Source organism: Ornithinimicrobium ciconiae (assembly GCF_007197575.1).
In the GTDB taxonomy this organism is placed as follows: Bacteria; Actinomycetota; Actinomycetes; order Actinomycetales; family Dermatophilaceae; genus Ornithinicoccus; species Ornithinicoccus ciconiae.
On record NZ_CP041616.1, the window covers coordinates 1016973 to 1035435 of the forward strand.

Annotated in this window: 17 protein-coding genes; 15 read left to right on the forward strand and 2 right to left on the reverse strand. The window is 69.3% G+C overall.

Annotated elements, in window-relative coordinates; translation table 11 throughout:
* Positions 1–1335, reverse strand: a complete 1335-nt coding sequence (locus FNH13_RS04610) for an isochorismate synthase (protein WP_143782391.1) — start codon at positions 1333–1335, stop codon at positions 1–3.
* Between the two features lie 43 nt (positions 1336–1378).
* Here FNH13_RS04610 and FNH13_RS04615 point away from each other — a divergent pair, with 43 nt between their 5' ends.
* The 4 genes from FNH13_RS04615 (at position 1379) to FNH13_RS04630 (ending at position 5909) form a co-directional block, all read left to right on the forward strand.
* Positions 1379–2068 (forward strand): demethylmenaquinone methyltransferase, encoded by a 690-nt coding sequence (locus FNH13_RS04615; RefSeq protein WP_143782392.1) that lies wholly within the window; start codon positions 1379–1381, stop codon positions 2066–2068.
* 31 nt (positions 2069–2099) lie between these two features.
* Positions 2100–3965, forward strand: a complete 1866-nt coding sequence (locus FNH13_RS04620) for a DUF294 nucleotidyltransferase-like domain-containing protein (protein ID WP_143782393.1) — start codon at positions 2100–2102, stop codon at positions 3963–3965.
* A gap of 35 nt (positions 3966–4000) precedes the next feature.
* Positions 4001–4576, forward strand: coding sequence for an exonuclease domain-containing protein (locus tag FNH13_RS04625; protein WP_228266591.1), 576 nt, complete (start codon positions 4001–4003; stop codon positions 4574–4576).
* 205 nt (positions 4577–4781) lie between these two features.
* Positions 4782–5909: a hypothetical protein gene (locus FNH13_RS04630; RefSeq protein ID WP_143782395.1), complete on the forward strand. Its 1128-nt coding sequence runs from the start codon at positions 4782–4784 to the stop codon at positions 5907–5909.
* 87 nt (positions 5910–5996) lie between these two features.
* Here the strand turns inward: FNH13_RS04630 and FNH13_RS04635 are convergent, their stop codons facing one another.
* Positions 5997–6875: a hypothetical protein gene (locus FNH13_RS04635; protein WP_143782396.1), complete on the reverse strand. Its 879-nt coding sequence runs from the start codon at positions 6873–6875 to the stop codon at positions 5997–5999.
* Between the two features lie 366 nt (positions 6876–7241).
* Here FNH13_RS04635 and FNH13_RS04640 point away from each other — a divergent pair, with 366 nt between their 5' ends.
* From FNH13_RS04640 to nuoK, 11 genes are all read left to right on the forward strand, one after another.
* Positions 7242–7607, forward strand: coding sequence for an NADH-quinone oxidoreductase subunit A (locus FNH13_RS04640; RefSeq protein WP_143784936.1), 366 nt, complete (start codon positions 7242–7244; stop codon positions 7605–7607).
* A gap of 86 nt (positions 7608–7693) precedes the next feature.
* Positions 7694–8248 (forward strand): NuoB/complex I 20 kDa subunit family protein, encoded by a 555-nt coding sequence (locus tag FNH13_RS04645; RefSeq protein WP_143782397.1) that lies wholly within the window; start codon positions 7694–7696, stop codon positions 8246–8248.
* On the forward strand, positions 8245–8952 hold the full coding sequence (locus FNH13_RS04650) for an NADH-quinone oxidoreductase subunit C (protein ID WP_143782398.1): 708 nt from the start codon (positions 8245–8247) through the stop codon (positions 8950–8952). Before FNH13_RS04645 ends, FNH13_RS04650 begins: the two co-directional genes overlap by 4 nt.
* Positions 8952–10292: an NADH-quinone oxidoreductase subunit D gene (locus FNH13_RS04655; protein WP_143782399.1), complete on the forward strand. Its 1341-nt coding sequence runs from the start codon at positions 8952–8954 to the stop codon at positions 10290–10292. Before FNH13_RS04650 ends, FNH13_RS04655 begins: the two co-directional genes overlap by 1 nt.
* On the forward strand, positions 10289–11167 hold the full coding sequence (gene nuoE, locus FNH13_RS04660; RefSeq protein ID WP_143782400.1) for an NADH-quinone oxidoreductase subunit NuoE: 879 nt from the start codon (positions 10289–10291) through the stop codon (positions 11165–11167). The genes FNH13_RS04655 and nuoE overlap by 4 nt, the downstream gene beginning before the upstream one ends.
* A complete protein-coding gene (gene nuoF / locus FNH13_RS04665) occupies positions 11164–12477 on the forward strand; it encodes an NADH-quinone oxidoreductase subunit NuoF (protein ID WP_143782401.1) in 1314 nt (437 codons plus the stop codon). Before nuoE ends, nuoF begins: the two co-directional genes overlap by 4 nt.
* Positions 12474–15023 carry an NADH-quinone oxidoreductase subunit G gene (locus FNH13_RS04670; protein ID WP_143782402.1) on the forward strand — a complete coding sequence of 850 codons (2550 nt, stop codon included), beginning with the start codon at positions 12474–12476 and terminating at the stop codon, positions 15021–15023. Before nuoF ends, FNH13_RS04670 begins: the two co-directional genes overlap by 4 nt.
* Before the next feature lie 68 nt (positions 15024–15091).
* Positions 15092–16537 carry an NADH-quinone oxidoreductase subunit NuoH gene (gene nuoH / locus FNH13_RS04675; protein ID WP_228266692.1) on the forward strand — a complete coding sequence of 482 codons (1446 nt, stop codon included), beginning with the start codon at positions 15092–15094 and terminating at the stop codon, positions 16535–16537.
* Positions 16538–16646: 109 nt separating this feature from the next.
* Positions 16647–17324, forward strand: coding sequence for an NADH-quinone oxidoreductase subunit NuoI (nuoI, locus tag FNH13_RS04680; RefSeq protein ID WP_143784937.1), 678 nt, complete (start codon positions 16647–16649; stop codon positions 17322–17324).
* Positions 17321–18154: an NADH-quinone oxidoreductase subunit J gene (locus FNH13_RS04685; RefSeq protein WP_143782404.1), complete on the forward strand. Its 834-nt coding sequence runs from the start codon at positions 17321–17323 to the stop codon at positions 18152–18154. The genes nuoI and FNH13_RS04685 overlap by 4 nt, the downstream gene beginning before the upstream one ends.
* Positions 18151–18450 (forward strand): NADH-quinone oxidoreductase subunit NuoK, encoded by a 300-nt coding sequence (nuoK, locus tag FNH13_RS04690; protein ID WP_143782405.1) that lies wholly within the window; start codon positions 18151–18153, stop codon positions 18448–18450. The genes FNH13_RS04685 and nuoK overlap by 4 nt, the downstream gene beginning before the upstream one ends.
* The last annotated feature ends 13 nt before the right edge of the window (positions 18451–18463 follow it).

Below are 18463 nucleotides of genomic sequence, written 5' to 3' on the forward strand. Positions count from 1 at the left end.
TCACGACCCTAGGCCGAGGGCGTGGCGCATCGCAGCCAGTTTCACCTCGGTCTCGGCCAGCTCGGCCTGAGGGTCCGAGGCGGCGACGATGCCGCCGCCCGCGAACAGCCGCATGGCGTGACTCTGTGCCGTCAGCTGGCCGCAGCGCAGTGCGATCCCCCAGTCGCCGTCCCCGGAGGCACCCATCCACCCGACCGGCCCGGCATACCGACCCCGATCCATCCTCTCGAGCTCGGAGATGAGACGGGCAGCCACCTCGGACGGTGTCCCGCACACCGCGGCTGAGGGATGCAGGGCCGCCGCGAGATCCAGGGAGGTGGCGTCGTCCCCCGCCTCGCCGCTGAGGTCGGTGGCCAGGTGATAGACGTCCGGGAGCTCCAGCACGAACGGCTCCTCCGGCACGTCCAGGCTGGCGCAGTGCGGCGTGAGCGCCTCCGCGACGGAGCGGACGGCGAAGGCGTGCTCCTCCAGGTCCTTGGCGCTGGACACCAGGTGCAGGCGTGGGTCGCTGGTGTGCGGCTCCTCCAGCTCAGGGTGCGGCTCGGTGACGGACGGCGCCGGGCTCTGGTCCCGCCGGACGGTCCCGGCGAGCACGCGCGAGCGCACCCTGCCGTGCTGCAGACGCACCAGCATCTCCGGCGTCGCGCCGACGAGACCGTCGACGGCAAAGGTCCAGGTCGCGGCATACCTCTGGGCGAGTCGGCGCAGCAGCGTGACCGTGTCGATGGGCCTGTCGGACACTGCCAGCACGTCACGGGCCAGCACGACCTTATCGACCTCGCCCGCCTCGATCCGCTCGATCGCGGTGGCTATCACCGACGGCCACTCCCGCGCGGGCACGGCGCCGTCCCGGAGGGTGAGACCTGGGGTGGGGCCGGCCGAGTGCTCCGGTGCCTGTGTCGCCTGTGGTGCCGACGGGACACTCTCGTCCTCGATCGCCTCGATGCTCGTCACCCAGGCGCGCCCGTCATGCTGCCCCGCCACGACGCGCGGCACCACCAGCCCCCCGCCGTCGGGTGACTCGGGGGCGAAGGCAAATGAGCCGAAGGCGACCAGTCCGGTGCCCGGCAGGTTGAGCTCGTCCTCGATCTCGGCACCGGCCACGACGTCCCGCCACCACTGCGCGGCGAGCGCGAACCGGTCCGGTCCCGCTGTCGAAGTGCCGGCCTGGGCGCTGGAGGCCGCCCGGCCCCACCCCACCAGCCCGCTGCCCTCCCGCACCCAGCTGAGAACTGACCGCGGGTCCACGTCCGAGGGGATGAGGTCGAACAGGTCGGGCTGCGGCGGCGTCTCGAGGGTGCGCGCACGCAGGCGGGGCAGGACGGGGACGGTCACGGCAGGTCAGCCTATGCCGTGTCGGAATGGGAGGATGACTCGCATGAGTCGCGCGAGTCTGGACAAGGCGCCCCACGAGGTCGCTGAAATGTTTGACGGGGTGGCCGGTCGCTATGACCTGACCAACGACGTGTTGTCGCTGGGTCAGGACCGGCTCTGGCGCCGGGCCGTGGTCCGGGCGGTCGACGCCCGCCCGGGGGAGCGCATCCTGGATATCGCCGCCGGCACCGGCACCAGCAGTGAGCCGTTCGCCGACGCAGATATCGACGTGGTGCCGGCCGACTTCTCGCTCGGCATGCTGCGCCAGGGCAACCGGCGCCGGCCCGACCTGGCCTTCACGGCCGCCGACGCCCTGGCTCTGCCGTTCGCCGACGGGGCCTTCGACGTGGTGACCATGAGCTTCGGTCTGCGCAATGTCGCCGACACCGGAGCGGCACTCGAGGAGTTCCACCGGGTCACCAAGCCCGGCGGTCGCCTGATGATCTGCGAGTTCAGCACCCCGACCTTCGGTCCGTTCCGCACCGTCTACCAGGAGTATCTGATGCGGGCCCTCCCGCCGGTGGCGCGCCGGGTGAGCAGCAACCCCGACTCCTACGTCTACCTCGCCGAGTCGATCCAGGCCTGGCCCGACCAGGCCGGACTGGCCCGGCTGATCCGTGCCGCCGGCTGGAGCGGCGTGCGGTGGCGCAACCTCAGCGGCGGCATCGTCGCGCTGCACCACGCGGTGCGTTAGGGCCGGAGAACGCGCGCGGAGACCGGCAGCCATGGCCATCGAGATCACCGAGCTCGTGGAGTTCCTCACCGAGCACGCACCGTTCCGGGATCTGCCACGATCTGCGCTCAATGCCCTGGTCCACCGCAGCCAGCTGCGCTACGTCCGTCGTGGCACCCGTCTGCTGTCGGTGGGGGAGTCCAACGACGTGATGTATGTCGTGCGCTCCGGTGCCGTCGACATCACCGACATCGAGGGGGGCCTGGTCGAGCGCAGCGACCCCGGAACCTCGTTCGGCATGTCCACCCTCGTCGAGCGGGCTCCCTCGCGCTACGACTTCACGGTCAGCGAGGACAGTCTGCTCCTGGTGGTCACCGAGGCCGCCTTCCGGGAGACCTGCGCCAGGGATCCTCATTTCGAGCTGTTCTACACCTCGGCCCATGCCGCCCGACTGCGCCGGGCGGTGGCCAGCCTGCACGTGGCCGAACGCGGCGGCGCCGTGCTGCGGACCTCACTCGCCGACCTGGTCCGCCGCCCACCGGTCGCGGCCTCGCCGGAGACCACCATCCGCGAGGCAGCCGAACTGATGGCCGCCGAGCGTGTTTCGTCGGTGCTGGTCCTGCAGGACTCCCGGTTGGTGGGCATCGTGACCGACCGGGACCTGCGCACCCGGGTGGTGGCAGCCGGCCGCGACCCACAGGAGCCGCTGTCCTCGGTGATGACACCGGGCCCGGCGACCGGGCGCAGCGACGCCCTCGCCTTTGAGGCACTGATGAAGATGGTCGACCGCAACATCCACCACCTGCCGGTGCTGGACACGGCCGGAGCGGTCATCGGCCTGGTCAGCGTCACCGACCTAATGCGACTGGAGCACTCCAACCCGATCTATCTCGTCGCCGACATCGCTGCGGCTGCCGACGCCGCCAGTCTGGCCACCCTCGCCCAACGCATCCCGCTCATCGTGCAGCAGCTGGTGGCCGAGGATGCGACAGCACAGGACATCGGCCGGGCGGTGACCGCGATCGGGGATGCCATCGAGCGGCGGCTGCTGACCCTCGCCGAGGCCGGCCTCGGGCCTCCTCCGGTGCCCTACGCCTGGGTGGTCCTCGGCTCGCAGGCCAGGCACGAGCAGGGACTGGCCAGCGACCAGGACAACGCGATCATCATCAGCGACACGATGACTCCCGACCAGGACTCCTACTTCGCCGCGCTCGCCGCGCAGGTGTCCGACGGGCTGGCCGCGTGCGGCTACCCGCCGTGTCCCGGTGAGGTGATGGCGACCAACCCGAGGTGGCGCCTCCCGGCAGCGCGGTGGCGACAGCACTTCGAGGGCTGGCTGACCACACCCGAGCCGCAGGCCGTGCTCAACGGCTCGATCTTCTTCGACATGAGGGCGCTGCACGGTGACACGGCCCTGGTGGAGGAGCTGCGGGCCGACATCCTGTCCCGCACCCGGCGCTCCCACCTCTTCCTGGCCTACCTGGCTCAGCACGCCGTCGCTCGACGCCCCCCGCTGGGGTTCTTCCGCGGCCTGGTGCTGGAGAAGGAGGGCGCGCACCGGGACCGGCTGGACCTCAAGGGCGGTGGGGTCGCCGCCGTGGTCGAGCTGGCCCGGGTGCACGCCCTGTCCCACGGGCTGGTGGAGGTCAACACCCAGGCCCGGCTCACCGCGGCGGCCCGGACCCACTCGATCTCCCCCCAGCTGGCCGCGGAGGTCGCCGACGCGCTGGAGTTCATCGCCTACCTCCGGTTCCGGCACCAGGGCCGCGCCGTGCGGGCCGGGCGCCCCCCTGACAACTACGTCGATCCGGCGACGTTGACCGACTTCGAGCAGCGGCACCTTCGGGACGCCTTCCGCATCGTCCGGTCCGCTCAGCTGGCTCTCTCGCAGCGGTTCCCGCTGGAGAGCCTGTCGTGAGGTGGCGCCGTCGCCGGGCCGGAAGCGATCGGCCTGTGCAGGAACTCCGTCTGCTGGCCGTCGACCTGGAGACCACCGGGCTGGACCCCCAGGTGCATGAGGTGCTCAGCCTCGGACTGGTTCCCGTGGACGGGCTGACTATCGATCTGTCCGGAGCCAGGCAGTATGCCGTGCGACCGACGGGTGCCGCGGGGGTCGGGCACAGTGCCACGGTGCACGGCATCACCGACGACGAGGCCGCCGCGGCGGTGCCGCTCAGCGAGGTGCTACCCGAGGTGGTCGCGGCGCTCGAGGGCCGGGTCCTGCTGGCCCACTTCGCCACGCTGGAGACCGGCTTTCTCACCGCGGCCTGCCGGCGCGCCGGGCTCGCGGTGCCAGATCTGGTCGCGGTGGACACCCTGGAGCTGCAGCGCAGGATCCTGCGGCGCTCCCGTCTCCACCACCACTCCAGCCGCGGTGAACTCACGCTGTCCGCCTCCCGGCACCATCACGGTCTGCCGCGCTACCGGTCCCACGATGCGCTGACCGACGCCCTGGCGTGCGCGGAGCTCTACCTCGCTCAGGTCGCCGCCCTGGGCGAGAACCTCACCGTGCGCCAGCTCCTGCGCTGACCCCAGACCAGCCCCCCACCGTCGACCGAGCGCATCGTCTGGCGCCTCCAGGGGCGCCGAGCGCCCGGCCAGGAGCGATCGGCCAGGAGCGATCGGCGGTCGAGGGAACCGCGGGGCGGTGCGGGCCGTCGCTATGGTGACGGCCACGACCGATCGGCCGGAGCCCGGTCAGGGGACACACAGAGGAAGACAAAGGGGTCACACGATGCGTAGGACGACACTGGCGGGTATCACAGCCCTCGCGCTCACCGCCACCGCGTGCGGCGGGGGCGGCGAGGACCGCCTGGGGACCGGGGACGACTACACGGTGCTGGGGGCGCTTGCCGAGCTTCCGGGGCCGACGACGCCGGGACTGATGATCCAGACCGGTGACCTCACCGCTGCGACGGAGGCAGCGGGTCTGCAACGGCCCGACGCACCGGAGGCACACGCGATGACCGAGTGGATCGGCCCGCTGATCGGCGCGCCGGTGGCTGAGGGCTCTGACCCCTCGCCGATCTTCGTCCCGGTGGCGGAGGTCTTCAACGTGCAGCAACTCATCCGGCACGAGGAGTACGAGACTGCTCTGGGGTGGTCCCTGGTGGACGTGGACTCCTTCGCCGAGATGTCGCTGCCACCGGACCGCCTTGCCGTGATCGCCGGCGACTTCAGCGAGGACACCGTGTTGGCCGACCTCCCGGAGGTGGCCGAGGGTGTCGTGACCTATGGCGAGGGTGAGGACTTCTCGGTCGACCCGGGTGCTGGCTCAGCGATCAACACCCTGGGCACCCCGGTCCGGCTGGCGCACCAGGACGGTCGGATAGCCGCGTCGACCTCCACACCGAGGGTCGAGGAGTGGCTGAGCGGGCCGGAGGAGACTCTTGCCGACGACACCGCACTGGCGGGCGTCGCCTCGGCACTGGATGAGCGTGACGCGCTCTCCGCACTCCTGCTCTCCGGAGGGGACTTCGCCGGGAGTGCGATCCTCGGCCAGCTCGGGGCGTCCGAGGCGCAGCAGGAGCAGCTGAAGTCCCACCTGGAGGCACTGCCCTCCACCGCCTTCGGCACCGTGGGGATCGGCTGGGGCGTCGCGGACGGTGCGGCCGACATCACGGTCGCCTACCACCTCGGGACGGAGAACGCCGCGGAGCAGGCGGTCCCAGAGTTTGAGTCCCTCTACCGGGACGGCGTCACGCTGACCTCGGGACAAGAGGTCAGCAAGGCGGTCGAGCTGGTCTCTGTCGAGGCTGACGGGGAGGTCCTGGTGGTGCAGGTCCGGCCCACCGAGACGAGCCACGTGCGGTGGTTGGTCGATCAGTTGCAGCGACGCGACGTGCCGTTCGCGCACAACTGAGGACCGCGACACCCTCGTCCCCGCACGCGTGTGTCGCCCCGCATGCGTTGTCCCCGCACGCGCGGGTCGTTGTCGGACGGGGTCGCGTCACCGGTCGCCGTCGGGCACTGCGGAGGAGTAGACCCAGCTCACAGCCTCGTCGAGCTCATCATTGCGGAGCATGGTCCAGCGGCTCCAGGCGGACACGAGCCTGGGGGAGAGCAGCAGCACGGCACCAACGGCGAGCAGGATCCCGGTGATCTGCCAGGTGGTGGCCTGCTGGTCAAGGAGTGCGATGGGGATCATGAACAGGCCCATCAGCGCGCAGAAGCCGCCGACCCCCATGCTGATCAGGCCCAGGCAGAACGAGCCGCCCATGGTGGCCGTCTGATCGACGCGTTTGTGCAGCCCTGGCAGGCCCCGCTCCAACTGACCGGGACGGTGCACGGCCCACTCGAACAGCGCCGCCCGTGACGCCTTCTGCCCCTGGGCATAAAGCGCGGGCGCGACCACGAACATCAGCAACGCGCTCAGGACCAGGCACAGGGCGCTCGCCGCGAGGAGGACGTGCAACCCGGGCACCATCCCCACCGCGCCGGTGACCAGAAAGCCCCACCCGATCACGAAGCCCGCGATGCCGCACCAGGTGGACAGCGTCTGGGAGATCTGGCCAGCAGCCCGGCCGACCACCTGCGCCGACTCCAGCTCGTCCTCGGCTGCCGCCGGGAGGTTCGGTGCTGCGTCGGCCGTCTGCTCGCGGATGGCAGCCGCTTCCTGCAGCGCCGTGACCCGCCGCGCGGTGAAGTGCAGTGCAGCCTCCGCCCAGGAGGTGTCTGCCGGCAGCCCGCTGGAGCGCAGATAGGCCTCGACCTGGCTATCGGAGAGGTGCTCGAGCACCAGCACCGACTGCCGGTGCGGCGTCGTGGTGTCGGCGGGCTTGGGGGACCAGTCACCCCATTCGTTGGCCGGTGTCGTCTCGTTGCTCATGGCGTGAGCCAGTCTGCAGACCCTCCCCGCCACGGCGAAAACGGGCACACGGATGAGTGCTAATTCGGGCTCTGAGCACGACGATCAGGAGGTGAGGCATGCCTTAGTGACTGGGGTCAAAAGGCCGACCTAGACTGACGCGGAATTCGTGAAACTCTTCACAAGCGAGGCAGCCCAGGTGTCCCTATCCATCCCGTGCGGTTCCCGGACCGCAGCGGACGAGACGGCTGACGTCACCCATGGTCGGTGTCGTCCCGGTGATTCGACCCCTCCCGGCACTCGCGGAGATCGGACCTGCTGCATGATTGCTCCCCGGACCCCTAGGATTGAGGCGCCGACTGCCCGGTGCCGAAAGGAGCGTGGATGATGGACTATCACCCGTATCTCCCACTGTTGTTCTTCTTTGCCCTGGGGCTGCTGTTCGCCGGTGGGTCGATGGGGGCCGGCGCCGTCGTCGGGCGCAAGACCTACAACCGTGCCAAGGCCGAGGCCTATGAGTGCGGCATCCAGCCCACCCCCCACGCCCGCCAGGGGGAGCGCGTGCCAATCAAGTTCTATCTGACGGCCATGCTGTTCATCATCTTCGACGTCGAGGTGCTCTTCCTCTACCCCTTCGCCGTCGCCTTCGACCAGGTCGGGCTGTTCTCGGTCCTGGCGATGATGCTCTTCCTCGTGGTGGTCTCCGTGCCCTTCGTCTATGAGTGGAGCCGGGGTGGGCTCGAGTGGGACTGAGCCCCGATCCGAGTCTGCCGTGCGCCCCGTCGCGCGGAACCGCCGAGTGTTGTGCCGCAAGTCGTTGTGAAGGGATGGTGTGAGACGTGGGTCTTGAGGACAAGCTTCCGTCGGGCTTCCTGCTGACCACGGTCGAGGGCCTGGTCGGACAGATGCAGGCCCGGTCGGTGTGGCCGGCCACCTTCGGCCTGGCCTGTTGCGCCATCGAGATGATGGCCGTCGGCACCCCGGACTACGACATCGCCCGGTTCGGCATGGAGCGGTTCGCCGCCACGCCGCGTCAGGCCGACCTGATGATCGTGGCCGGACGGGTCAGCCAGAAGATGGCTCCCGTCGTGCGGCAGGTCTACGACCAGATGCCCAACCCCAAGTGGGTGCTCTCCATGGGCGTGTGCGCCAGCTCTGGCGGCATGTTCAACAACTACGCGATCGTGCAGGGCGTGGACCACATCGTGCCGGTCGACATCTATCTGCCGGGCTGCCCGCCGCGCCCGCAGATGCTGCTCAACGCGCTGCTCTCCCTGCACGACTCGATCCGCGACACCAAGTTCGGCGTCGACCGGGTCGAGGCTGCCCGCAAGGCCGAGGCAGCGGCGCTGGCGGCAACGCCGACGCACGAGATGAAGGGGCTGTTGGCGTGACGGACAATCCCAACCTGCCGGTCGGGTCGAGCGACGACGGCGTTCCGGGCGAGCCGGTGGTGGTGGCCCGCAGGACGGGCATGTTCGGCCCCAGTGAGGGCGGTGACACGTCCGGCTACGGCGGACTGCAGCGCGACATCCTCTTCCCCGGTGAGTCCGCGCGGCCCTACGGCGGCTACTTCGACGAGATCGCCGACGCCCTCGAGGAGGCGACCGGCACGGCATACACCGACGGCGTGCGGGTCGTGATCGACCGCGGCGAGATGACGCTGCACGTCGCCCGCGAGCACCTGGTCACGATCACCCGTGCACTGCGGGACGAGCCGGCGCTGCGCTTCGAGCTCTGCCTCGGCGTCAACGGTGTCCACTACCCGCAGTTCGCCGGTGCGGAGCTGCACGCGGTCAACAACTTCATGTCGATCACGCACAGCGGCCGGCGGGTCCGGGTCGAGGTGTCCTGCCCCGACAGCGACCCGCACCTGCCCTCGATCGTGGAGATCTACCCGGCCAACGACTGGCACGAGCGCGAGACCTGGGACATGTTCGGGATCATCTTTGACGGCCACCCGGCCCTGACCAGGATCCTGATGCCGGACGACTGGCCCGGCCACCCGCAGCGCAAGGACTACCCGCTGGGCGGCATCCCGGTGGAATACAAGGGCGCCACCATCCCGGCGCCGGACACGCGCAGGAGCTACAGCTGATGACGACCCGGACTGAAGACCTCTACGGCGGCGGCGTGGACAGCGGCGCTCCGACCTTTACCGCCAGCGGCGGCGACTGGGACCAGATCGCGGCGGACGCGGCACTGCTGGGCGAGGAACGCATCGTGGTCAACATGGGGCCACAGCACCCCTCGACCCACGGCGTGCTGCGCCTGGTCCTGGAGCTGGACGGGGAGACCGTGCGGGAGGCTCGTGCCGGCATCGGCTACCTGCACACCGGCATCGAGAAGAACATGGAGTTCCGCACCTGGACGCAGGGCACCACGTTCTGCACCCGGATGGACTACCTGACCCCGATCTTCAACGAGGCGGCCTACTGTCTCGCGGTCGAGAAGCTGCTCAACATCACCGACCAGATCCCGCAGCGGGCCAACGACATCCGCGTGCTGATGATGGAGCTCAACCGGATCGGTTCGCACCTGATCTGCATGGGCACCGGAGGCATGGAGCTCGGCGCGACCACGGTCATGACCATCGGCTTCCGCGAGCGCGAGCGCATCCTGCGCTTCTTCGAGGCGGTCACCGGGCTGCGGATGAACCACGCCTATGTCCGACCCGGCGGGGTCGCGCAGGACGTGCCCTCCGAGGCCCTCGACGCCCTCGAGGCCGAGCTGCCCGACCTGCGTCGCGGCATCCGGGACCTGGAGAACCTGCTGCTGGAGAACCCGGTCTTCAAGGCCCGCACGGTTGATGTCGGAGGTCTGGACCTCACGGGGTGCATGGCGCTCGGCCTGACCGGGCCGATCCTGCGCTCCACCGGCCTGCCGATGGACCTGCGCAAGATGTCGCCCTACTGCGGCTACGAGACCTACGACTTCAACGTCGTCACCCGGGACGGCTCCGACGCCTACGCCCGGGCGTGCATCCGCATCGAGGAGATGTGGGAGTCGCTCAAGATCGCCGAGCAGGCCATCGCGCGGCTGCGCGCGAGCGAGGGCGAGCCGGTGATGGTCGCGGACAAGAAGATCGCCTGGCCGGCACAGCTGTCCGTCGGCAGCGACGGTCAGGGCAACAGCCTGGACCACATCCGGGAGATCATGGGCGAGTCCATGGAGTCGCTCATCCACCACTTCAAACTGGTGACCGAGGGCTTCCGCGTGCCGCCGGGACAGGCCTACGTCGGCATCGAGTCCCCCAAGGGCGAGCTGGGCGTGCACGTCGTCTCCGACGGTGGGACCCGTCCCTTCCGGGCGCACTTCCGGGACCCCTCGTTCCACAACCTGCAGGGGGCCTCGGTGATGGCTGAGGGCGGCCTGGTCGCCGACATCATCGTCGCTGTGGCCTCGATCGACCCCGTGATGGGAGGCGTGGACCGATGAGCACCGATGCTCACACCGACCCTGTGCACCGCTACACCCCGCTGCACGCGAGCGACGAGCCCTACCCCGAGGACGTGCTCGCCAGTCTGCGGTCCGACGCGGAGCAGATCATCGCCAAGTATCCGCAGAAGCGCTCCGCGCTGCTGCCGATGCTGCACCTGATCCAGTCGGTGGATGGTTTCGTCACCGGCCGTGGCATCGACCTGTGCGCCGAGATGCTGGACCTGACCCGCGCCGAGGTGTCGGGCGTGGCGACGTTCTACACCCAGTACAAGCGCCACCCCAACGGCGAATACACCGTGGGGGTGTGCACCAACACGCTGTGCGCCATCATGGGCGGCGACCAGATCTTTGACGAGGTCAGCGAGCACCTCGGCATCGGGCACGACGAGACCACCCCCGATGGCAAGATCACGCTCGAGCGGGTCGAGTGCAACGCGGCCTGCGACTTCGCCCCGGTGGTCATGGCCAACTGGGAGTTCTTCGACAACCAGACCCCTGAGACCACCAAGAAGATGGTCGACGACCTGCGCTCCGGCGCCCCGGTCGCGCCGACCCGCGGCGCCTCCCGAGTCTGCACCTTCAAGCAGGTCTCCCGCATGCTGGCCGGCTTCCCGGACGGTCTCGCCGACGAGGGGGTCGGGGCTGGCCCCGCCTCCCTGGAGGGGCTCAAGATCGCCAAGGAGCGCGGGTGGAGCGCTCCGGCTGGCAGCGACGCCGGAGCCGAGGAACCCGCCGCGAGCACCAGCGACACCGAGCCGGAGACCGGTGAGGAGCACAGCTCGGCACAGCAGCCTGACGCCGGTGCCGACCCGGATTCGGCCGCCGAGAAGGCGTCCGAGGACGCGGGCACAGAGAAGGAGAAGGACGCGTGAGCACCCAGCTGACCCCGATCCTGACCAAGTTCTGGGACCACCCCACCAGTTGGACCCTGGCGACCTACGAGGACAACGGCGGCTACCAGGGCCTGCGCAAGGCCCTGCGGACCGAGCAGGCCGACCTGGTGGAGATGGCCAAGGCCTCCGGCCTGCGCGGCCGTGGCGGCGCCGGCTTCCCAACCGGCCTGAAGTGGAGCTTCCTGCCCCCGCCGGACGGTGGTCCGCGTTATCTGGTGGTCAACGCCGATGAGGCTGAGCCAGGCACCTGCAAGGACATCCCCCTGCTGATGGCGGCTCCCCAGTTCCTGATCGAGGGCATGATCATCACCTCGTTCGCGATCGGCTGCAACCACGCCTTCATCTACCTGCGCGGTGAGGTCGCGCACGTGCACCGCCGCGTGCAGCGCGCGATCCAGGAGGCTTACGACGCCAGCTACCTCGGCACCGACATCCTGGGCACCGGCTACAACCTCGACATCACCCTGCATTCGGGTGCCGGCGCCTACATCTGTGGTGAGGAGACGGCGCTGCTGGACTCCCTGGAGGGCCGGCGCGGACAGCCCCGGCTCAAGCCGCCGTTCCCGGCGGTCGCGGGTCTGTACGCCCGCCCGACCGTGGTCAACAACGTGGAGTCGATCGCCTCGATCGCGCCGATCGCCGCCCACGGCGCGGACTGGTTCGCCGACATGGGCACCGAGAAGTCACAGGGCTTCGGCATCTTCAGCCTCTCCGGGCACGTGACCCGCCCGGGCCAGTACGAAGCGCCGCTGGGAATCACGCTGCGCGAGCTGCTCGACATGGCCGGCGGCATCCGCAACGGCCGGAGCCTGAAGTTCTGGACGCCCGGCGGGTCCTCGACCCCGCTGTTCACCGACAAGCACCTGGACGTGCCACTGGACTTCGAGTCCGTGGCCGCGGAGGGCTCGATGCTCGGCACCCGCGCCCTGCAGATCTTTGACGACACCACCTCGGTGGTCCGGGCGGTCTCACGGTGGACCGACTTCTATGCCCATGAGTCCTGCGGCAAGTGCACCCCCTGCCGGGAGGGCACCTTCTGGCTCAAGCAGATCATGCACCGTCTTGAGGCGGGCAGGGGCAGCCAGGACGACATCGACAAGCTCGTCGACATCTGTGACAACATCCTGGGCCGCGCCTTCTGCGCCCTGGGAGACGGTGCCACCAGCCCGATCACCTCTGCGGTGCAGTACTTCCGCGAGGAGTTCGAGGCCGGCATGCACACCCCGGCGTCAGAGTTGTTCCCCCCGGAGCGCTCGACGCTGTTCGTGAAGGAGACCCAGCCAGCATGACCGTCAACACCTCTCCGGCCTCCGGCGGCAACGCGGTGGACACCGGTGGCAACGCCGAGATCCCCACCGATCCCGATGTGAAGATGATTTCGCTGACCATCGACGGTGTCGACGTCAGCGTGCCCGAGGGCACCCTGGTGATCCGTGCGGCGGAGCAGATCGGCGTGGAGATCCCGCGCTTCTGCGACCACCCGCTGCTCGACCCGGTCGGTGCCTGCCGCCAGTGCATGGTCGAGGTCGCCACCCCGGACCGCGAGGGCAACGTCAAGCCGATGCCCAAGCCGCAGGCTTCCTGCACGCTGGCCGTGTCGGAGGGCATGCAGGTCAAGTCGCAGTACACCTCCCCGGTCGCCGACAAGGCGCAGCACGGGCAGATGGAGTTCCTGCTGATCAACCACCCCCTGGACTGCCCCGTGTGCGACAAGGGTGGCGAGTGCCCCCTGCAGAACCAGGCGATGTCCAGCGGCCGGCCGGTCTCCCGCTTCGAGGACATCAAGCGGACCTATCCCAAGCCGATCAACATCTCCTCGCAGGTGCTCCTGGACCGCGAGCGCTGCATCCTGTGTGCCCGCTGCACCCGCTTCTCCGACCAGATCGCCGGTGACCCGTTCATCGCGCTCATCGAGCGCGGGGCGCTGCAGCAGGTCGGCATCTACGAGGAGAAGCCGTTCGAGTCCTACTTCTCGGGCAACACCGTGCAGATCTGCCCGGTCGGCGCCCTGACCGGTGCGGCCTACCGGTTCCGGTCCCGCCCGTTCGACCTGGTCTCCACCACCAGCGTCTGTGAGCACTGCGCCTCGGGCTGCTCCCTCCGCACCGACCACCGTCGCGGCACCGTGCTGCGCCGGATGGCGCTGGAGGACGGAGCGGTCAACGAGGAGTGGAACTGTGACAAGGGCCGCTGGGCCTTCCCGTATGCCGTGCAGCCGGACCGCCTGCGTGACCCCGTCGTGCGCGGGGCGGACGGACAGTACTCCGTGGCGACCTGGGAGGAGGCGTTCGCGGCGGCCGCTGCCGGTCTGGCGGCGGCGCGGGCCGACGGTGGCGCCGGAGTGCTGGTCGGCGGACGCGTGTCCGTCGAGGACGCCTATGCCTACAGCAAGTTCGCGCGCACCGCGCTGGGCACCAACGACATCGACTTCCGGGCCCGGCCGCTGTCCGGGGAGGAAGCTGACTTCCTGGGCTCGCACGTGGCGCGCAACGACTCGGTCACCTACGAGGACGTGGAGACCGCGTCCTCGGTGCTGCTCGTCGGGCTCGAGCCCGAGGACGAGAGCCCGATCCTGTTCCTGCGGCTGCGCAAGGGCAACCGCAAGCACAAGACGGCCGTCTACTCGATCGCGCCGTTCGCGACGCGCGGCCTGACCAAGATGGGCGGCACCCTGCTGACCGCGGCGCCGGGCACGGAGACCGAGATCCTGGACGCCCTGGCGACTGATCGCTCCGGCGATCCCGGGGACGGCGCGAACGCGCTGAGCGCCGCTGCGGCGGCGCTGACCACCGACTCCATCATCCTGGTCGGCGAGCGCCTGGCGCTGGTGGCCGGCGGTCTTTCCGGAGCCGCGGCGCTGGCCGAGGCGACCGGTGCCCGACTGGCCTGGGTGCCCCGCCGAGCAGGTGAGCGAGGTGCCGTCGAGGTGGGCGCGCTGCCCAACCTGTTGCCCGGTGGCCGTCCGGTCGAGGACGAGGCCGCGCGTGATGCGGTGGCCACGGCCTGGGGCACGGGCCTGCCTGACGTGCCGGGACGCAGCACCGACGAGATGCTGGCTGCCGCGGCGAAGGGTGACCTGGGTGCGTTGCTCGTCGGGGGAGTCGACCCCGACGACACGGCTGACCCGCAGCTGGCCCGGGCGGCACTGGCCCAGGCGTTCGTGGTCTCGCTGGACTTCCGCGAGTCACCGGTCCACGAGTATGCCGATGTGATCCTTCCCGTCGCCCCGCAGCAGGAGAAGGCCGGCGCCTACGCCAACTGGGAGGGACGCCTGCGCACCTTCGACAGGGCGTTGCAGTCCAGTGCCCTCAGCGATCACGCGATTCTCGACCTGCTGGCCGGGGCGATGGGCCTGCAGCTGGGTGCCCGCGACCTCGAGGGTCTGCGGCACGAGCTGACCGACCTCGGCTCCTGGGAGGGGACGAGCTCGGTGCACCGCGTTGCGGCCCCCGGGCCGGCCCGTCCGGCACCGGGAGAAGCGGTGCTGGCGACCTGGCACCACCTGCTCGACATGGGGTCGATGCAGGACGGTGAGCCCTTCCTGGCCGGGACCGCTCCCCGGCCGGTCGCCCGCATCTCTGCAGCGACGGCCGACGCGGCCGGGCTGGCTGCCGACTCGGTGGTGTCCGTCAGCACGGACCGCGGCACCATCACCCTGCCCGTCGAGCTCACGGAGATGCCGGACCACGTGGTCTGGCTGCCGACCAACTCGCCGGGTTCAGCCGTCCGGGCCACGCTCGGTGCCGAGTCCGGCACGATCGTGCGGATCAGCGCCGGCCACGCACCGGCCGCGCAGCAGACGGCCGATCACGTCGCGACAGGAGGTCAGGCATGAGCACGCTGAGCGCGGTGCATGACCTGGCAACGCAGTCCTCGTCCCTGCTGGCTGCGGTGCCGCTGCCGATGGCAGACGGGCCACGAGCTGACTTCAGCGACACTCCGTGGTGGCTGTCGGCCATCAAGGCTGTCGGGATCTTCGTCTATCTGCTGCTGTCGGTGCTGATCGTCATCTGGTTCGAGCGCCGCGTCATCGGCATCATGCAGCAGCGCCCCGGACCGAACCGGTTCGGTCCGCTGGGCATCCTGCAGACACTGGCTGACGGTCTGAAGCTGATCATGAAGGAGGACGTCACTCCCAAGAATGCCGACAAGGTGATGTTCGTCATCGCCCCGTTGATGGTCGGCTCCTTGGCGTTCGTCTCCTTCGGCATCATTCCGATGGGTGGCGACGTCAGCCTGTTCGGCCACACCACCCCCCTGCAGTTGACCGATATGCCGGTCGCCACGCTGCTGGTGCTGGCGGTCGCCGGTGTCGGGGCCTATGGCTTCGTGCTGGCCGGCTGGTCCTCCGGTTCGACCTACCCGCTGCTGGGTGGACTGCGCTCCACCGCACAGGTGGTCTCCTACGAGATCGCCATGGGTCTGTCGCTGGTCGCGGTCTTCCTCTACGCCGGGTCCATGTCGACCAGCGAGATCGTCGCCGCGCAGGACCGCTGGTGGTTTGCCTTCCCGCTGTTCTTCTCCTTCATCGTCTATGTCATCACGATGGTCGGCGAGACCAACCGACTGCCGTTCGACCTGGCTGAGGGTGAGGGCGAGCTCGGCGGAGGATTCCACACCGAGTACTCCTCGATGAAGTTCGGCATGTTCTTCCTCGGCGAGTACATCAACATGTTCACCGTCTCCGCGCTGGCCACCACCCTGTTCCTCGGTGGTTACCACGCTCCCTGGCCGATCGGAGCCATCAACGACGGCATGTTCAGCGAGGGCTGGTGGGGTCTGCTCTGGTTCACGCTGAAGATGTGGTGCTTCATCTTCTTCTATGTCTGGCTGCGCGGCTCCCTTCCGCGAGTGCGTTATGACCAGTTCATGAAGTTGGGCTGGAAGGTCCTGATCCCGATGTCCCTGGTGTGGGTCGTCGCGGTGGTCCTGATGCGCGCCGCGGACCCGAGCATCGGCTACTTCGGCGAGGGCCGCCTGCCCGTGATCATCACGACCGGGCTGATCATCCTCGGCGTGGTCGGCGGCATCATGCTGCTGATGTCGCGCCTGGAGTCCAAGGAGGCACAGGCGATCGAGGACCGGCGTCCGCCGACCGAGGTTGACCCGTTCGCCGGTGGATTCCCCGTGCCCCCGTTGCCAGGGCAGACGCTGGTGGAGCCCTCCCGACGTCGACCAGCCGTCGAGCGTGCGCAACCGCTCACCACGACGACCGATCCCTCGGCCGCAGACTCTGTGACCACCGATTCGAGCAGCACCACGGCAACGACCACGGCGGTCGCGGACCGGGACGCCACCGAAGAGACCGACGAGACCGACACCACCACCGGGGAGGACACCCGTGGCTGAGCGCAAGCACCCGAGACACTCGACCGACGCCGGCTCCGAGCAGGAGCAGGTGACGGCCGACCGAGGCCAGGAGGTGGCGAAGGTGCCCCAGGAGGATCGCGCTCCGGCGCTGGTCACCCGACCCGACGGCACCCAGGAGAAGCCGGGCTTCCTGGAGGAACTCTTCGCCCCGGTCGCGGGATTCGGTGTCACCTTCGGCACCATGTTCCGCAAGATCTACACCGAGGAGTATCCCGAGAAGCCCCGGCCCACTGCGGCCCGGTTCCACGGTCGGCACCAGCTCAACCGGCACCCCGACGGACTGGAGAAGTGCGTCGGCTGCGAGTTGTGCGCCTGGGCGTGCCCGGCGGACGCGATCTATGTCGAGGGCGCGGACAACACTGACGACGCCCGGTTCTCCCCGGGTGAGCGCTACGGCCGCGTCTACCAGATCAACTACCTGCGCTGCATCTTCTGTGGCATGTGCATCGAGGCCTGCCCGACCCGGGCGCTGACGATGACCAACGAGTACGAACTCGCCGACAGTGAGCGCGCACCGTTGATCTACGAGAAGCACCAGCTCCTGGCGCCGCTGCGAGAGGGCCAGCTGCCGCCGCCCTTCCCGATGGCTGAGGGCGCAAGCGAGCGTGACTACTACCGCGGGACGGTGACTGCTCCCACCCGGGCCCAGCGGGACCATGTCTTCGCTCGGGACAAGGCGGCCCAGCGGGCTGCCGAGGCTGATCAGGCCGCATCCGTCCCGCCGGGAGACCAGCAGGGCAACGATCACCAGGAGGTGACCCGGTGAGCGGTGGTGAGGCGCTGCTCTTCTGGGTGCTCGGACCAGTGTGTGTCCTGGGTGCCCTCGGGCTGCTGTTCGCGCGCAAGGCGGTGCACGCCGCGATGGCGATGGCACTGGTCATGGTCGGTCTCGGCATCTTCTACATCGCCCAGTACGCCGAGTTCGTCGGGATCATCCAGATCTTCGTCTACTCCGGCGCCGTGATGATGCTCTTCCTGTTCGTCGTCATGACGGTCGGCACCGAGTCCTCGGTCTCCCCGTTCGAGACCATCTCCGGCCAGCGGGTCTGGGCCTGGACGTTCGGGCTGCTCTTCCTGGCCGTGGCGATGTACGGCGTGGGTCGGGTGTCCTTCCCCGAGCCGGTCGGTCTGGAGGCAGTCCAGGCCGAGGGCACGGTGACGGCACTGGCCCGCGAGATCTTCAGCCGGCAGGTGTTCAGCTTCGAGGTGCTCGGATCGCTGCTCGTCATCGCCGTCATGGGGGCGATGGTCCTGGCCCACCGCGAGCGACTCGTGCCCCGGGCCACCCAGCGCGACCTCGCGGCCCAGCGGGTGCGGGACAACACCTTCGTGGCAGGCAAGCCGGCCCCCGGTGTCTACGCCCGGCACAACGCGTCCGACACTCCGGCACTGCTGCCCGATGGCACGCCGGCCGCAGTCTCCGTGCCTCGTGTCCTGGTGGCCCGCGGCCAGATGGCTGCGGTCCCCTACCGCGGAAGCGACCCGACCGGGGACGCACCGGACACCGAGCTGGCCGACGCACCGTCGGCTGCGGACCGGGGTACACCCGACGCATCGACCTCCGACACATCCACCAGCCAGGGGGAGCAGGCATGAATCTCTCGGCCTATATCTACCTGGCCACGCTGCTGTTCACGATCGGTGCGCTGGTCGTCCTGCTGCGACGCAACACGATCATCGTCTTCATGGGGGTTGAGCTCATGCTCAACGCCTGCAACCTGGCGCTGATCACCTTTGCCCGGATGCACGGTTCGGTCGACGGACAGGTCTATGCACTGTTCATCATGGTCGTGGCCGCCGCCGAGGTGGTTGTCGGACTCGCCATCATCATGTCCATCTATCGGGCGCGTCGCTCGGCCTCGGTCGACGACGCCAACCTGCTGAAGCTGTAAGGAGCGCGCTGCG

Bases quoted from the DNA above. Each gene is read 5' to 3' on its own strand.
- FNH13_RS04615 (WP_143782392.1), top strand. From the start codon at position 1,379: ATGAGTCGCGCGAGTCTGGACAAGGCGCCCCACGAGGTCGCTGAAATG.
- FNH13_RS04620 (WP_143782393.1), top strand. From the start codon at position 2,100: ATGGCCATCGAGATCACCGAGCTCGTGGAGTTCCTCACCGAGCACGCA.
- FNH13_RS04630 (WP_143782395.1), top strand. From the start codon at position 4,782: ATGCGTAGGACGACACTGGCGGGTATCACAGCCCTCGCGCTCACCGCC.
- FNH13_RS04635 (WP_143782396.1), bottom strand. From the start codon at position 6,875: ATGAGCAACGAGACGACACCGGCCAACGAATGGGGTGACTGGTCCCCC.
- FNH13_RS04640 (WP_143784936.1), top strand. From the start codon at position 7,242: ATGGACTATCACCCGTATCTCCCACTGTTGTTCTTCTTTGCCCTGGGG.
- FNH13_RS04655 (WP_143782399.1), top strand. From the start codon at position 8,952: ATGACGACCCGGACTGAAGACCTCTACGGCGGCGGCGTGGACAGCGGC.
- nuoE (WP_143782400.1), top strand. From the start codon at position 10,289: ATGAGCACCGATGCTCACACCGACCCTGTGCACCGCTACACCCCGCTG.
- FNH13_RS04670 (WP_143782402.1), top strand. From the start codon at position 12,474: ATGACCGTCAACACCTCTCCGGCCTCCGGCGGCAACGCGGTGGACACC.
- nuoH (WP_228266692.1), top strand. From the start codon at position 15,092: ATGGCAGACGGGCCACGAGCTGACTTCAGCGACACTCCGTGGTGGCTG.
- nuoK (WP_143782405.1), top strand. From the start codon at position 18,151: ATGAATCTCTCGGCCTATATCTACCTGGCCACGCTGCTGTTCACGATC.